This is a genomic window from Sphingomonas sp. G5, assembly GCF_052660795.1.
Window position 1 is genome coordinate 3,188,395 of the sequence record NZ_CP109660.1, and the last position, 15,150, is coordinate 3,203,544.

The 15,150-nt window shown below is 70.6% G+C and carries 15 protein-coding genes; 3 read left to right on the plus strand and 12 right to left on the minus strand.

The window, feature by feature from the left end; translation table 11 throughout:
• Nucleotides 1-132 precede the first annotated feature (132 nt).
• Complete coding sequence (locus tag NE358_RS15115) at nt 133-849, minus strand: Type 1 glutamine amidotransferase-like domain-containing protein (RefSeq protein ID WP_103208222.1); 717 nt, start codon at nt 847-849, stop codon at nt 133-135.
• 49 nt (nt 850-898) lie between these two features.
• On the opposite strand from NE358_RS15115, the gene NE358_RS15120 reads away from it, so the two are divergent.
• The gene (locus NE358_RS15120; protein WP_103208219.1) at nt 899-1,336 is read left to right on the plus strand and encodes a GNAT family N-acetyltransferase; all 438 of its coding nucleotides are present in this window, start codon (nt 899-901) and stop codon (nt 1,334-1,336) included.
• A gap of 187 nt (nt 1,337-1,523) precedes the next feature.
• Here the strand turns inward: NE358_RS15120 and NE358_RS15125 are convergent, their stop codons facing one another.
• From NE358_RS15125 to NE358_RS15145, 5 genes are all read right to left on the minus strand, one after another.
• Entirely contained in the window at nt 1,524-2,702 is a 1,179-nt protein-coding gene (locus NE358_RS15125) for a thiolase family protein (RefSeq protein ID WP_289939808.1), read from the minus strand.
• Complete coding sequence (locus tag NE358_RS15130) at nt 2,702-3,886, minus strand: bifunctional 2-methylcitrate synthase/citrate synthase (RefSeq protein WP_116239453.1); 1,185 nt, start codon at nt 3,884-3,886, stop codon at nt 2,702-2,704. Before NE358_RS15130 ends, NE358_RS15125 begins: the two co-directional genes overlap by 1 nt.
• A 201-nt stretch (nt 3,887-4,087) precedes the next feature.
• Nucleotides 4,088-4,987 (minus strand): methylisocitrate lyase, encoded by a 900-nt coding sequence (gene prpB / locus NE358_RS15135; RefSeq protein ID WP_289939809.1) that lies wholly within the window; start codon nt 4,985-4,987, stop codon nt 4,088-4,090.
• A gap of 130 nt (nt 4,988-5,117) precedes the next feature.
• Nucleotides 5,118-6,644 (minus strand): MmgE/PrpD family protein, encoded by a 1,527-nt coding sequence (locus NE358_RS15140; RefSeq protein WP_289939810.1) that lies wholly within the window; start codon nt 6,642-6,644, stop codon nt 5,118-5,120.
• Nucleotides 6,641-7,270, minus strand: a complete 630-nt coding sequence (locus NE358_RS15145) for a GntR family transcriptional regulator (protein WP_116239455.1) — start codon at nt 7,268-7,270, stop codon at nt 6,641-6,643. Before NE358_RS15145 ends, NE358_RS15140 begins: the two co-directional genes overlap by 4 nt.
• A gap of 143 nt (nt 7,271-7,413) precedes the next feature.
• On the opposite strand from NE358_RS15145, the gene NE358_RS15150 reads away from it, so the two are divergent.
• Nucleotides 7,414-7,728, plus strand: coding sequence for a YbjQ family protein (locus NE358_RS15150; protein WP_056224521.1), 315 nt, complete (start codon nt 7,414-7,416; stop codon nt 7,726-7,728).
• A 17-nt stretch (nt 7,729-7,745) separates the two neighbouring features.
• Here the strand turns inward: NE358_RS15150 and NE358_RS15155 are convergent, their stop codons facing one another.
• Complete coding sequence (locus NE358_RS15155) at nt 7,746-8,324, minus strand: TetR/AcrR family transcriptional regulator (RefSeq protein WP_141378245.1); 579 nt, start codon at nt 8,322-8,324, stop codon at nt 7,746-7,748.
• A gap of 104 nt (nt 8,325-8,428) precedes the next feature.
• Between NE358_RS15155 and NE358_RS15160 the strand changes: the two genes are divergently transcribed.
• Nucleotides 8,429-9,403 carry a zinc-binding dehydrogenase gene (locus NE358_RS15160; protein WP_141378246.1) on the plus strand — a complete coding sequence of 325 codons (975 nt, stop codon included), beginning with the start codon at nt 8,429-8,431 and terminating at the stop codon, nt 9,401-9,403.
• Between the two features lie 467 nt (nt 9,404-9,870).
• Here the strand turns inward: NE358_RS15160 and NE358_RS15165 are convergent, their stop codons facing one another.
• The 5 genes from NE358_RS15165 to NE358_RS15185 form a co-directional block, all read right to left on the minus strand.
• The gene (locus NE358_RS15165) at nt 9,871-10,350 is read right to left on the minus strand and encodes an NUDIX hydrolase (RefSeq protein WP_289939811.1); all 480 of its coding nucleotides are present in this window, start codon (nt 10,348-10,350) and stop codon (nt 9,871-9,873) included.
• Complete coding sequence (locus tag NE358_RS15170; protein WP_289939812.1) at nt 10,350-11,975, minus strand: DUF4407 domain-containing protein; 1,626 nt, start codon at nt 11,973-11,975, stop codon at nt 10,350-10,352. The genes NE358_RS15165 and NE358_RS15170 overlap by 1 nt, the downstream gene beginning before the upstream one ends.
• Nucleotides 11,976-12,238: 263 nt before the next feature.
• Nucleotides 12,239-13,252, minus strand: a complete 1,014-nt coding sequence (locus tag NE358_RS15175; RefSeq protein WP_116239460.1) for an aldo/keto reductase family protein — start codon at nt 13,250-13,252, stop codon at nt 12,239-12,241.
• Between the two features lie 150 nt (nt 13,253-13,402).
• The gene (locus tag NE358_RS15180) at nt 13,403-14,206 is read right to left on the minus strand and encodes an ABC transporter permease (protein ID WP_289939813.1); all 804 of its coding nucleotides are present in this window, start codon (nt 14,204-14,206) and stop codon (nt 13,403-13,405) included.
• Complete coding sequence (locus NE358_RS15185; RefSeq protein ID WP_289939814.1) at nt 14,203-15,078, minus strand: ABC transporter ATP-binding protein; 876 nt, start codon at nt 15,076-15,078, stop codon at nt 14,203-14,205. Before NE358_RS15185 ends, NE358_RS15180 begins: the two co-directional genes overlap by 4 nt.
• Between the last annotated feature and the right edge of the window lie 72 nt (nt 15,079-15,150).

A 15,150-nucleotide genomic window follows, 5' to 3' on the forward strand; every position in this document is an offset into this window, starting at 1 on the left:
CGCCTGCCGAAACGGCCCTCACCCCTCGGGGTGGGGGCCGTTTCCCGTCCGCGAGTCACCGGCGCCTGTCGCTTCGGAGCCCCGCGAGCGACGACTCCCGGCGACGCGCGCGGCGAGGCCGGACGCGAAGAGTCAGGCGCGGAGCACCTGGACGTGGACCCCGGATGCCGCGGACTCCACGCGCCAGACCTGCCCCGCGCCGCGGACGGCCGGGGCCGCCTGCGCCGAGATCACCAGGGCGGTGTTCTCGTCGATCGCCACGCCGTCGGAGACGAGCCCGGCATCGACAGCGGCGACCAGACGGGAAAGGGTCCCCCACTGGGCGGCGTGCACGTCGACGGCGAAGTCCAGCAGCCCGAGGCCCCCGCGGACCTCGAGCTCGTCGAGCTCTTCGCCGGCGTTCTCCGACACGACCTCGACCCCGCCCAGACGGTATCCGCCGACCAGTGCCGGACCCGCGGCGATCGCGGAGCCGGCGGAGAACCCGGCGTACGGCATTCCGTCGCGGACGCGCTCGGGCACGGCATCCCGAATCTGCGCGAAAGCATCCAGGTAGGCCGGGGTGAGGCCGCCGCCGACGAACAGCGCGTCGGCGGCGAGCGCCGAGGCATCGAAGACCTCGCCCTCGACGATCGTCTCAACGCGGATCTCGGCGGGCACCGCCTGCGCTGCGTCCAACATGGCGCGGTGGAGGGCGATCCTGGTGTCGTCGCCGGCCTCGAGCACGAGCAGCAGCGCGATCACGGGCGAGCGGTCACCGGCGCGCTCGCGCGCCTCGAGGACGAAGGGACGCAGCAGGTCGCCGCAGCGGGCGACATCGCGCCCGCCGCCGAGAAGGAACACGCTCATACGCCCAGTATCGCGGGCACATCCGCGTCGCGATTCCTAGACTCGACGGATGGACATCCGTCTGCGACCGAGCGTGCCCGACGACATCGAGTGGCTCGTCGAACTGCGCGCCGAGGTGCTGCGCACCGATCTCGAGCGCCTCGGCCGCTACGACGAGCACCGTGTGCGCGCGCGCATGCGCGCGGGTTTCCGTCCCGAGTTCACGCGCGTCATCGTCGTCGACGGGGCGGATGCCGGCTCCCTCACCGTCCGTCCGGACGGGGCCTCGCGCTGGCTCGAGCACTTCTATCTGGCATCCGCTCTGCAGGGTCGGGGAGTGGGCGGTCTGGTCCTGTCTCGGGTGCTGGCGGAGCCGTGGGACGGGCCGACGCGACTGAACGTGCTGCAGGGCAGCCCCGCCCGTCGCCTGTACGAACGTGCGGGCTTCGAGCTCGACTCCGAGGACGAGATCGACGTGTACATGGTTCAGCGGCCACCGCGGGCGTGACCGTCCAGCGGATAAGACGCTGCGTCCCAGCGAACCGCCCGCCGCGACCGGGAACCGTCCATCCGCGGCAGGGGTTTTCCGACCGCCCTGCGGATCCCACCCCCGGCACGCCGCCCGGCCACCCCGCCGACCCGGCATGTCGCAGACGAGCTCCGCAGGGCATCCCGCCGAGGGCGGATCGACCGGCTCAGTACCGCCGCAGCAGCGCCGCCAGGGCTTGGCCGCCTCCGATGCACATCGTCACGACCGCGTACTCGAGGTCGCGACGACGCAGGTCGAGGGCCGCGCGCACGGTCAGAATCGCGCCGGTCGCGCCCACGGGGTGACCGAGGGCGATCGCCCCGCCGTAGGGGTTCACCTTCTCGGGGTCGAGGCCCGCGTCGCGGATCACCGCGACGGCCTGCGCGGCGAACGCCTCGTTCAGCTCGATCACGTCGACATCGGCGGGGGTGAGCCCCGTCTGCTCCCACAACCGCTGCAGGGCGATGACGGGGGCGCACCCCATGATCTCGGGGTCGACGCCCGCGGTGGTCACGGCCTCCAGCGTCGCGAGCCCCGTCAGGCCGCGCTCGCGCACGTCGTCCTCGCGCATCAGCACGGTCGCCGCGGCGCCGTCGTTGATGCCCGAGGAGTTGCCCGCGGTGACCGACCCGTCCTTCTCGAAAGCGGGCCGCAGACCGGCGAGGGCCTCCATCGTCGTTCCGGGGCGCGGGTGCTCGTCGACCGAGACCTCGACGGGCTTCCGGCCGCCGGTGGTCACGGGCACGATCTCTTCCGCGAAGGCCGCGCGCGCGGCATCCGTCGCCGCCCGGCGCTGGCTCTCGACGGCGAAGGCGTCCTGCTCCTCGCGCGAGACGGAGTATCGGGATGCCACGACCTCGGCCGTCGTGCCCATGTGCCGGCCGCTGAAGGGGTCGGTGAGGATCGCGAGCGTGCCGTCGAGCAGGGTCCGGTCGCCGAGTCGGGAGTTGCCGCGGGCACCGTAGTCGAGGAAGGGCGTACGCGACATGCTCTCATCGCCCCCGGCCACGGCCACGTCGATGCCGCCCCAGCGCAGTTCTTGAGCGGCCGACCAGATCGCCTGCAGGCCCGAGCCGCACAGGCGATTGACGGTGAAGGCGGGCACACGCGTGGGCAGCCCCGCGGCGAGCGCGACGCGGCGAGCGTTGTAGGCGTCGGGGCCGTTCTGGGCGATGCAGCCCATGACGACCTCGTCGACGTCCTCGACCGACACGCCTCCGCGGCGGAGCGCCTCGGTCACCGCGACCGCGCCGAGCTCGTACGCGTCGACCCCCGACAGCGAGCCGCCGAACGAGCCGATCGGCGTGCGCGCGCCCGAGACGAGGACGATCTTCTGCGTCGACATCAGCCCGCCGCTTCCTCGGGGCGCTCCTGGGCCTCGACGTCGGCGGCATCCGGAACGTATCCCTGGACGTGGCGCTCGTCGGCACCCACGTATTCCGAGAGGGGGCGGATGAGGGCGTTCGACGCCTGCTGCTCGCGGATGTGCGCGGTCCAGCCGGTCACGCGCGCGGCGACGAAGAGGGGTGTGAAGGTGAGCGTGTCGAAGCCCATCAGGTCGTACGCCGGGCCCGAGGGGTAGTCGAGGTTGGGGTAGATGCCCTTGCGCTCGACGAACTGCGACTCGAGCGCGTCGTAGAGGGCGGCGACGTCGGGGCGGTCGTAGTGCTCCACCAGGGTGTCGAGAGCGGCTTTCATCGTGGGCACGCGCGAGTCGCCGCGCTTGTAGACGCGGTGGCCGAAGCCCATGATCTTGCGCTTCTCGGCGAGGGCGGTGTCGAGCCACGGGCCGACGTTCTCGGCCGAGCCGATCTCGGTGAACACGTGCAGCACGGCCTCGTTCGCGCCGCCGTGCAACGGGCCCTTGAGGGCGCCGATCGCGCCGACGACCGCGGAGTACAGGTCGCTGAGGGTCGACGCGATCACGCGCGCGGTGAAGGTCGAGGCGTTGAAGGAGTGCTCGGCATACAGGATCATCGAGCGGGTGAACGCGTCGACGACGACCTCGTCAGCCTCCTCGCCGAACGTCATCCACAGGAAGTTGGCCGCGTAGTCCAGGTCGTCGCGGGGCTCGATGAGTTCCTCGCCCCGGCGGCGGCGCTGACCGTACGCGACCACGGCGGGCAGCTGCGCCCACAGGCGGATCGATCGCCCGAGGTTCTCTTCGGGGGTGCCCACGGCATCCATGACGTTCGAGATCCCGGCCGTCTCACGCGCGCCGATGACGCTGACGGCGGTGCGCACCTCGTCCATCGGGTGGGCGCTGGTCGGCAGCAGGTCGATCGCGGCGCGGACGTCGTCGGTCAGCGCCCGGTGCTGACGCTCGGTGCGGCGCAGGGCGGCGAGCTGTTCGGCATCCGGAAGCTCCCCGTTCCACAGCAGGGACGCCACCGCCTCGAAAGGCTGCGTGGCCGCGAGCTCCTGCACGGGGTAGCCGCGGTACAGCAGGCTGTTCGTCTCGGGGTTCACCTTGCTGACGGCGGTCTCGTCGACCGTGACCCCGGCCAGGCCCTTCTTGATGTCGGTCATCGTCTCTCCCTTGAGTCGTAAGCGATCTTCACACGGCGGCGCCGGTGGTTCTCCCGACCATGTCCCACTTTCGGCGGTCTTCCGGTCACTCCCGAACGACCGTGTCCCACTTTGTGCTGCGTGGAAGCCCTCCGGGCAGCCGGAAGTGGGACATGGTCTGCGCGAATCGGGACATGGTCACCCCACCCACGCGAACCCGCCTCAGCGCTCGACCGTGAAGTCGAACACGTCGGCGTCGAAGCGGGTATAGCCCTCGTAGTCGATGAGGTCGTACAGGTCGGCGCGGTGCTGCATCGCGCCGAGCTGGTCGCGCAGGTGACCCTCGGATGCCAGGGCGTCGAGGCCGCGGCCCGCCGCGCCCATCGCGAGTCGGAGCAGCGACACCGGCCAGATCACCAGGTTCACCCCGGCGTCTCGCAACTGCTGCGTCGAGAACAGCTCGCTCTTGCCGAACTCGGTCATGTTCGCCAGGATCGGCACGTCGAGCGCCGAACGCATGGCCTCGAACTCGCCGAGGTCGCGCATCGCCTCGGGGAAGATCGCGTCGGCGCCCGCGTCGACCAGGGCTCTCGCGCGGTCGATCGCGGCATCCAGTCCCTCCACCGCCCGCACGTCGGTGCGCGCCATGATGAGGAAGTCGGGGTCGCGCCGGGCGTCGACCGCGGCGCGGATGCGCTTGATCGCGGTATCGGCGTCGACGACGCTCTTGCCGTCGAGGTGGCCGCACCGCTTCGGGTTGACCTGGTCCTCGATGTGGGTGCCGGCGAGCCCCGCGTCCTCGAGCGTCTGGATCGTGCGGGCGACGTTCATCGGCTCGCCGAACCCGGTGTCGGCGTCGATGATCGCCGGCAGTTCCGTCATGCGCGCGATCTGCTGTCCGCGGCCGGCGACCTCGGTGAGGGTCGTGAGCCCGATGTCGGGCAGACCCAGGTCGGCCGAGATCACCGCGCCCGAGATGTAGACGCCGTCGAAACCCTTGCGCTCGATGAGGCGGGCCGACAGCGGGTTGAAGGCTCCCGGCATCCGGACGAGGTCACCGGATGCCAGCTTCTCGCGGAGGGCGCGCCGCTTCTGGGCGGCGGTGGTCTGGGCGTAGAGCATCAGCGGGTTCCTTCCGTCCGGGAGGCAGAACTCCTGAAGAACTGCGTCGCGGCGGAGTATCGCCCGCGGAACCACGCGGGACGCGTGCCGTGGGCCGCGGAATTCTCAGGAGTCACGCACGGCCCGACCATCAGAACAGCCCCTTGGGCGCGGGCGCGAGCGCCAGCACGCCGGGCTTCGCGACGATCGTCAGCTGCATGACCTCGGCGGGGGTCAGCTCGGGCAAGCGCTGCACGAGCTCGAGGAAGCGCTCGATCTCGTCGGGCTGCAGCACGGGCTCGGCGAGCAGACGGAACTTGCGCACGTAGTCCTCGCGGGCGAAGGGCCGGGCGCCGAGCGGGTGGGCGTCGGCGACGGCGATCTCGTCCTCCACGGTCGAGCCGTCGGTCAGGGTGATGACGACGCGGCCGCCGAACGCCTTCTCCTGAGGGTCTTCCGAGTGGTAGCGACGCGTCCACTCGGCATCCTCGGCGGTGGTGACCTTGTGCCACAGCTCGACGGTGTCGGCACGGCCCGCCCGCTCGGGGGTGTACGAGTCGACGTGGTGCCACGCGCCGTCCTGCAGGGCCACGGCGAAGATGTACGGGATCGAGTGATCGAGCGTCTCGCGTGACGCGGTGGGGTCGTACTTCTGCGGATCGTTCGCGCCCGAGCCGATGACGTAGTGCGTGTGGTGGCTGGTGTGCAGGACGATGGATGCCACGTTCGCGGGGTCGCGCAGATCGGGGCGCTCCGTGCCGAGGCGACGGGCCAGGTCGATCCAGGCCTGCGCCTGGTACTCGGCCGAATGCTCCTTCGTGTACGAATCCAGGATGCCGCGCTTGCTCTCGCCCTCGCCCGGAAGGGGCACGTCGTACGAGGCGTCGGGGCCGTCGAGCATCCACGCGATCACGCCGTCCTCTCCCTCGTAGATCGGGGAGGGGCTGGTCTCTCCGCGCATCGCCCGGTCGACGGCCTCGATCGCCATCTTCCCGGCGAAGGCGGGAGCGTGCGCCTTCCAGGTCGAGATCTCGCCCTTGCGCGACTGGCGGGTGGCGGTGGTGGTGTGCAGGGCCTGGCCGATGGCCTGGTAGATCGTCTCCTGGTCGAGATCGAGCAGGGTGCCGATGCCGGCTGCGGCGGCGGGACCCAGGTGGGCGACGTGGTCGATCTTGTGCCTGTGCAGCGAGATCGCGCGCACGAGGTCGATCTGGATCTCGTAGGCCGTGGCGAGAGCGCGCACGAGGGCGGCGCCGTCGCGACCGGTGTGCTGGGCGACGGCCAGCACGGGCGGGATGTTGTCGCCGGGGTGCGAGTAGTCCGCGGCGAGGAAGGTGTCGTGATAGTCGAGCTCGCGTACGGCCACGCCGTTGGCCCAGGCCGCCCACTCGGGGCTGGAGTGCCGCTCGAGCGCGCAGCCGAACACCGTGGCGCCCGCTCCGCCGATCGACACGGCGTGGTCGAGCGCCTGCTGGCGCGCGGCGCTCACGGGCTGACGGGTCAGCGAGGCTGCGGCGACCGCGGCGTTGTCGATGAGGCGGTTGACGATCATCTCGGTCACGTCGTCGTCGACGGCCACCGGGTCGACCGCGACGCGCGCGAGCGCCCAGGCGAGCTGGCCCTCGCGGGCGAGGTTCTCGTCGCTGCGGTGCACGCGCACGTGGTGGGTGATCGTCATGAGGGGTCCTCCGTGAGGGCTTCGAGGATGGTGGTGAGGGCGTTGTGCAGGTGCACGTGGGTGGCGTGCGCGGCGAGTTCGGGGTCGCCGGCGCCGATCGCTCTCGCGATCAGTTCATGCTCCCCCGTCGACGCCGAGAGGCGAAGGGGGTTGTCTCGCGCCATGCGTCGCACCCGTACGAGGTGAGTGCGGACGCTCCGGAGCGCTGAGGAGAGGTAGGCGTTGTCGACGGCGTCGTCGATCGCGGAATCGAAGCGGGAGATCAGGGCGTAGTACGCGTCGGCATCGGCCGTGTCGACGGCGGCGAACTCGGTCGCGAGGCCTCGGAACTCCCCGCGATCGCCCCGTCGAGCGGCCAACCGCGCGGCCTCGGTCTCGAGCGCCCGGCGCAGGTCGAAGAGAGAGCGGATGTCGTCGGCGTCGATGCCGGCGACCACCGTCACGCGCGCCGACGCCTGGGCGACGAGGCCATCGGATGCCAACCGGCGCAGCGCCTCGCGAAGAGGGGTGCGACTGACTCCGAGGCGGGTGGACTGCTCTACTTCGCCGAGCACGGTTCCGGGCGTCAGCGCCCCGGTCTGTATCTCGTCGAGGAGGGTCGCGTAGGCGCGTTCACTCGCCCGCATGCTGCCCCCTCGCCGTCACTCGTCCAGTGTATACACTCCGCGTGCGCAGTGGGGATTTCGGCACCCTGAGTGCGGTGTAGGTATACACAAAGCGACGCACATCACCCCTCGCGGCACAGTCCGTCACCTGCCACACTGGTCGCATGCTCGTCACGACCATGAACGATGTCCCCGGCCGTCAGATCGTCGAAGTGTACGGCGAAGTGACCGGCCTCACCGTGCGCGCTCGCAACATCGGGGTGCAGTTCGGCGCCGGCCTGAAATCGATCTTCGGCGGCGAGCTGCAGGGTCTCACGCAACAGCTGCAGGAGAGCCGCGACGAAGCGAAGCAGCGTCTCGTCGAGGCGGCCCAGGCCGTCGGGGCCGACGCGGTGATCGCGATGCGCTTCGACACCAGCGAGGTGGCGCAGAACTTCCAAGAGGTCGTCGCCTATGGCACGGCCGTGAAGCTGGGCTGAGACCGCCCGGTGCGGATTCAGCCCCACGACTCCAGGGTCGAGGGGATGGATGCCAACGTCGCCAACGCCGCGTCACGATCGGCGCGCGCGAGGGTGAGGCCGGCCACCACGAGCGAGGCGCACACCGCGGCGAGGGCGTCCACGGCATCCGGGACCAGATCCGGACGCCGGTCGGCGACCGCCGAGCGGATCGCGGCGCGCATCTCGGCGGCGTAGTCCGAGACGAGCGCGCGCACCTCGGCGTCGTCGCTCGCGAGGGGAGAGGAACCGGCGTTGAGCAGCAGACACCCCAGGCGAGCGCGCGGGGCATCGGCCTCGATGGCCGAGCGCATGTCTTCGACGTAGGCCTCCAGGGCGCCGGGGTCTCCCCCACCCAGTGGGCGCAGGCGTGTGCGGACCACATCGTCGAGGTAGGCCGAGAGGACGGCGTCGAACAGTCCGCGCTTGCTGCCGAAGGCGTTGTACAGGCTCGAGCGGGTGAGGCCCGTGGCTTCCTCGAGCTCGGCGATCCCCGTCTCGGCGTACCCGCGCCGCCAGAACACGTCACGCGCGGCGTCGACGACGGCGGAGCGCTCGAAGCTCGGCATCCGGCCCATGTTCTTCCTCCGCCTTTCGGCTGTCCCACGTCTTCCGGGTTGCATTCGCAGGCCCGAGGTCTATATTAGACCGGTCGTTACAAAATAACCACAGGAGGCATTTCATGCGCGCAGTCATCCACCACGAGTTCGGCGAGCCGGCCGACGTCGTCGGAACCGAAGAGGTCGAGACCCCGACCCCCGGGCCCGGCGAGGTGCGCCTGCGCGTGCTGATGTCGCCGATCCACAACCACGATCTGTGGACCATCCGCGGCACCTACGGCTTCAAGCCCGAGCTGCCCGCCCGCGCCGGCACCGAGGCCGTCGGCGTCATCGAGGAGCTCGGCGAAGGTGTCGACGGCCTGACCGTCGGCCAGCGCGTCGCCACCGGCGGCACGTTCGGCGTGTGGGCCGAGCAGGTCGTCGCCAAGGCCGCGGGCCTCATCCCCGTCTCCGAGGGCCTGAGCGACGAGGTCGCCTCGCAGCTCGTCTCGATGCCTTTCAGCGCCATCAGCCTGCTGCACTCGCTCGACCTGAAGGCCGGCGACTGGATCGTGCAGAACACCGCCAACGGCGCCGTAGGCCGTATGGTCGCGCAGATCGCCAAGGCTCGAGGCGTCAACGTCGTCGGTCTCGTGCGCCGCCAGAGCGCCGTCGAAGAGCTCGCCGCCCAGGGCATCGACAACGTCGTGTCGACCGACGCCGACGACTGGCGCGACCAGGCCCTCGCCCTCGTCGGCGACGGCACGGTCGTCGCGGGTGTCGACTCCGTCGGCGGACCCGCCGCCGGCCAGGTGCTGTCGCTGCTGAGCGAGAACGGCACGCTCGTGATCTTCGGATCGATGGGCGCCGGCAAGCTCGAGCTCGGCGCCGGAGACCTCATCTTCCGCCAGGCCACCGTCAAGGGCTTCTGGGGCAGCGTCGTCAGCAAGACGATGGATGCCGAGACCCGCGGCGCCCTGTTCGGCGAACTGTCGCGCTACCTCGCCGACGGCACGCTGACCCTCCCCGTGGCCGCCACCTTCGGTCTCGATCAGATCGTCGAGGCCGTCACCGCGAGCGACGCGCCCCGCGTCGGCAAGGTGCTGCTGCGCCCGTGACCGCGTCGCGCCGCGGGGCTCGCGTTCCGCGGCGCGCGGGGCCGAGCCCCTCTTGAGTGTCCAGAACACCCGGACGATTTTTCGGAACGTCCGGGTGTTCTGGACACTCGTGCGTTCGGGGCGCGACGCGGCACGCACCCGGACGGATCAGCGGCCCGGGGACCGTCGCCCCGCGTAACTCCTGAAAAAACGGCACAGGCGGGGCACGGCGGCCCCTCTCCCGGGGCCGCCGCGGAGACGAAACGCCCGTGTTCAGGAGTAACGCACCGTCCGACGGCCTCGAGCGACGCGACGCGACGGACCGTCCGTGCGCGACGAGCAGCCCGCGCCCCGGGCGGCCGGGCGTACGGAACTCCTGAGAAGCGCGGAGCGCGCCATCCGTTCGCCAGGAGAAGCGGCGCGATGAGCGGGCTGCGCCGCGGTTTTTCCGGAGTGCCGCACGACCTCCACCCCCAGTGGGGAGCGCCTCAATCGCCGCCCAGGCCCTCGAGGGCGACGGCGAGCGCCTCGATCGCGGGGCGCTGCCCCTTCACGAGCGCCTCGCGCGCGGCATCCAGGCCCACCCACTCGGCGCGGTCGACCTCGGGGAACGTCGCGGTCCTGCCGGAGCGTGGCGGCCACGTCATCTCGAAAGTGCCGAAGGTGAAGTCGGATGCCGTGAACCCGGCGCCATCCCCCACGAAGACGACCACCTTCTTGCCGCTCGAGTACGCGAAGGTCCCGAGTTCGGCCCACGCGACCTCGGGCGGCTCGACGCCGAGCTCCTCGCGGAACTCGCGGCGCGCGGCATCCAGAGCCCCCTCGGACTCGGGATCGAACTCGCCCTTCGGGATCGACCAGGCGCCGACGTCCTTCGTGGCCCAGAACGGTCCGCCCATGTGCGCGATGAACACCTGCGGCTCCGGCGTCAGCCGGTACAGCAGCAGTCCCGCGCTCCACACGACCATCAGGTGACGCTGGCCGGCACGCGGTTCGCCTCGTCGGCGATGATGTCGGCGCGCTTGCGGAACGTGCGCGCCGAGACCCGGTCCAGGGCGATCTGACCGCGCATCTTCTCGGCCTTCTCGTAGAGCGAGGGACCGCCGAAGCCGGTGAGCACCTTCACGAGCACGGGCAGCAGCTCGATCATGAAGAACAGAGCGGCGATCAGGTAGTGCGCCCAGCGCAGCGTCGGCTCGCGGTCCGACAGGCGCTCGAGAGCCGTGATCTGACTGAGCAGACCCACCGCTCCCGCGTTGCCGTCGGCGACCGACGAGGCCCGCGCGTTGTAGGCGGTGAGCGCGGATTCGTACTGGGCGCGAGCGGCGGGGAGCTGGTCTTCGGCCTGCTGCTTGTTCTGGTCGGCCGACGAGGCGGCGGCCTCGGCCCCGGCGGAGTTCGCGGCGGCGAGGGTCGACTGCGCCTGCGCGAGCTGGGTCGAGAGCGAGTCGTACGCCGACTGCGCCTGGGCGAGCTGCGCCTGCGCCGCATCGGAGCTCGCGCCGTTGCCGGCGACGCCCGTACAGCCCGGGACCGTCCCGGCGCCCTGACCGGTGAGCTCGCACTGGTACACCGCGCGCGCCTGGTCGATGACGGTCTGCTGCGCGGCGAGCTGCTGCGTCAGCTGGTCCACGCTCTGCTGCGCCGCGGCGGATTCGGCCGAGGTCGACGAGGTTCCGGTCACGATGCCGGTCGCCGCCTGGTTCTCGAGCGCCGAGACCTGCGCGCTCGCGGCGTCGAGCGCCTGCTTCTCGGGGCCGCTGGTCACGGCATCCTGGTCGGTGAGGGCCTGCGTGACGTTGGTGGAGTTCACCTCGCGCACGATGTCGTTCTGGAACACCTGCAGAACCAGGGGCTCCGCCACGACGATGCCGATGAGAGCGGCCATGATCACGCGGGGCATGGCCAACCCGAGCAGACGGAAGAAGTTCTTCGTCGAACGCATCGTCGAGGTGAGGAAGCGGTCGAGGTTGAAGATGATGAGGCCCCACACGATCGCGAGAGGCACGGCGAGCCACAGGCTCACGCGCACGCCCGTGAGCAGCGCGAACATCATCGACAGCGACGAGACGAGGGCGGTTCCCGCGAGCACGAGGAACATCTGCACGAAGCGCGGCACCTCTTCGGGCACTTCGTCGAGCACGTCGTTGTCCGCGCCGCCGAGCACAGCCATGCGGCGGATGAGCGATAGCCGCGGGCGGCGCGGATCGTGACGGCGCAGGCGGGGCTGGCGCGGCTCGGATGCCACGGGCAGGGATGCCGCGGGCTCGGGCGCCTCGTCGTCGGGAAGGACCGCGGTCTCGTCGTCGACGGCGCGCGCACGCTCGGCGCGGTCGATCACGACGGTGTCGCTGGCGTCGGTGTCGCGGGCGTCGGTGTCGCTCGGGTCGGAGACGAAGGGGTCGCGGGAGTCGTCGTCGGCGGGCGGGGCGCCCCACGGCTCGGCGGTGTGATCCTGGGGTTCGGCGCGACGGTTCGCCGCGTTCTGCGCGGCGAGGATGTCGTCGAGATACTGCTCGCGTTCCTCGTCCGTCGTGAACTCGATTCGACCGTCGGAGCCGAAGCGGCCGGGTCGGTGAGCGGAAAAGGACATTCGCACAGAGTACGACGCCCGCCCTGCTCTCTCCTGAGCGGGGCCTGAGGCACAGCCGGGCGCGGCATGTGCGCGCGAGGTGACGCTGGCGGGCTGCGAGCATCGGCACACGAGATCACGTGACGTGGGCCAGCGCACGCGCCGTGACGCGTGGTCTCGCCGACGTCACGTGATCTGGGCCGCACCGGGGGGCGCGACGGCCCCCCGCACCCCAGGGCACGCGACGACGGGCCGGGCGCGAACGCCCGACCCGTCCGAACGCACTACGCCACGCGCTGCTTCGGCGACACCTCGTACGTGTTCTCGGCGTCCGAGAACACCGCGTCGCCGAGCGCCTCGTCGATGGCGCTGAGGGTATCGGCATCCAGGGTCACTCCCGACGCCTTCACGGTGTCCGCGAGCTGCTCGGGGCGCGAGGCGCCGACCAGGGCTGCCGCGATGTTCGGGTTCTGCAGCACCCACGCGATCGCGAGCTGGGGCATCGAGAGCCCGGCTTCGTCGGCGATGGGCGTGAGGCGCTGCACGGCCTCGAGCGTGTCGTCGGCGAGGAAGCGCTTGATGAACGTCGCGCCGCTCTTCTCATCGGTCGCGCGCGAGCCCTCGGGCACGGGCTGACCGGGCAGGTACTTGCCGCTGAGTACGCCCTGCGCCATGGGGGACCAGACGATCTGCGAGATGCCGAGCTCCTCGCTCGCCGGCACGACCTTGCCCTCGATCACGCGCCACAGCATGGAGTACTGCGGCTGGTTCGAGATGAGCTGGATGCCGAGCTGCTTCGCGAGCGCGTGCCCGTCACGCAGCTGTTCGGCCGTCCACTCCGAGACGCCGATGTAGAGCGCCTTGCCCTGGCGCACGACGTCGGCGAACGCCTGGAAGGTCTCTTCGAGCGGCGTCTCGTAGTCGAAGCGGTGCGCCTGGTAGAGGTCGACGTAATCGGTGCCGAGGCGCTTCAGCGACCCGTTGATCGAGTCCATGATGTGCTTGCGGCTGAGGCCGGTGTCGTTCGGCCCCTTGGGGCCGGTGGGGAAGTACACCTTCGTGAAGATCTCGAGGGACTCACGCCGCTGCCCCTCGAGGGCCTTGCCGAGCACGGTCTCCGCCGCTCCGTTGGCGTAGGCGTCGGCGGTGTCGAACGTCGTGATGCCCGCGTCGAGGGCGGCGTGCACCGTGGCGATCGCCGCGTCGTCACCGACCTGCGAGCCGTGGGTCACCCAGTTGCCGAGGGTGATCTCCGAGATCTTGAATCCACTGTTGCCGAGATAGCGATAAGCGACCATTCCTCCACGCTAGACCCGGCCACCGACACCGGGGCCGCGGCATCCCTGCCCCCTCACGCATAAACGCTTCCCGCGCACGGAAACGCGAGCACAGCGTGTTTATGGTCGCGAGAAGCGTTTATGCGTGGGGGTGCGAGGACAGCCGCGACATCACGCGTCCTTCCGGATCCACCGGAACGTCAACCGCACGAGCGCGACCCCCAGCACCAACCAGAGTCCCGTCACCAACAGGATCAGCGGGTGGTCCCACGACCCCGACGGCTCCCCCGCGGCGAAGCCCTCGGGCAGGAAGACCGAACGGAACCCCTGCGCGAGCCACTTGAGGGGGAAGACGCTCGCGACGTTCTGCAACCACTCGGGCAGGGCTGCGAAGTTGATGTACACGCCCGAGATGAACTGCAGCAGCAGCACGATCGGGATGACGACTCCCGTGGCGCTGCGACCGGTCCGCGGCAGCGCCGACAGGCCGATGCCGAGGATCGCGCAGGTCGTCACCCCCAGCAGGAACACCCACGCGAACGTCAGCCACCGCTCCGGCTCGGTCGGCAGCGGCACCCCGAAGAACACCGCGGCGACGACGATGAGCAGCACCGACTGCAGGAAGCCGGTCACCAGCACCTGACCGAGCTTGCCGATGAAGTACGACACCGGGCTGAGCGGGGTGCCGCCGAGGCGCTTGAGCGTGCCGTCGCTGCGCTCCATCGCGATGTCGATCGACATGTTCTGCAGGCCCGACAGCAGCACGCCCGCGGCGAGCATCGCGGGGAGGTAGAACTGCGCGGCATCCACTTCGTCTCCGGGCGGACCGAAGGTCTGAGAGTCGAACGCGACGGCGAAGATCAGCAGGATCATGACCGGGAAGAGGAAGGTGAAGAACACCGAATCGCCCTGGCGGAAGTACGAGCGCACCTCGAAGGCGATGCGCGCGGCGCCCAGCCGCAGCACGCGGCTCACGCGACGCCTCCCGCCGCGGTGATGCGACGCGCCTCGTCGCCGAGGAACGACAGGTACACGTCCTCGAGGCTCGGGCGCACGACCTCGAGCCGCTCCGGTTCGCCGAGGCGGGCGTACAGCGCCGCCACCACCGCCCCGGGGTCCTGCGTGCGCTCCTCGCGCACCTCGCCGCCCTCGCGCCACCGCACGACGGGCACACGCGCCGACGGTCCTCCGAGCTCGTCGATACGACCGACGGATGCCATCTGCCCGCCGACGATGATCGCTGCGCGCTCCGCCAGCTCGGCGGCTTCGTCGAGATAGTGCGTCGTCAGCAGAATGGTGGTGCCCTCGCCCTGCAGGTCGCGGATGAGGTCCCAGAACTGCCGCCGCACCTCGGGGTCGAAACCCGTGGTCGGCTCGTCGAGGAACAGCAGCTCGGGTCGGCCGATGATTCCGAGGGCGACGTCCACGCGGCGGCGCTGACCGCCCGAGAGCTTGCGCACCGACACCTTCGCCTTCTCGCTCAGCCCCACCGCGGCGATCACCTCGTCGACGTTCCTCGGGTGCGGGTAGAACGAGGCGAAGTGCGCGAGCAGCTCCCGCACGCTCGCGGTGGGCGCCTCGCCCGTGTTCTGCAGCACGATGCCGAGCCGCGCCTTCCAGTCGAGACCGCCGTGGTGCGGGTCGACGCCGAGCACGCGCACCTCGCCGCTCGTGCGGTCACGGTAGCCCTCGAGGATCTCGATGACGGTGCTCTTGCCGGCGCCGTTGGGGCCGAGCAGCGCGAACGTCTCGCCTCGGCGGATGTCGAAGTCGACGCCGCGCAGGGCTTCGAGGCCGCCGCGGTAGGTCTTGCGCAGGTTCTCGACCTCGACGACGTTCTCGCTCATGTCCTCAGTCTGAGGGAGGGGCGTCATGACCGGAACGACGAGCCGGTGGAGTCGGCATCCACCGATCGGAGA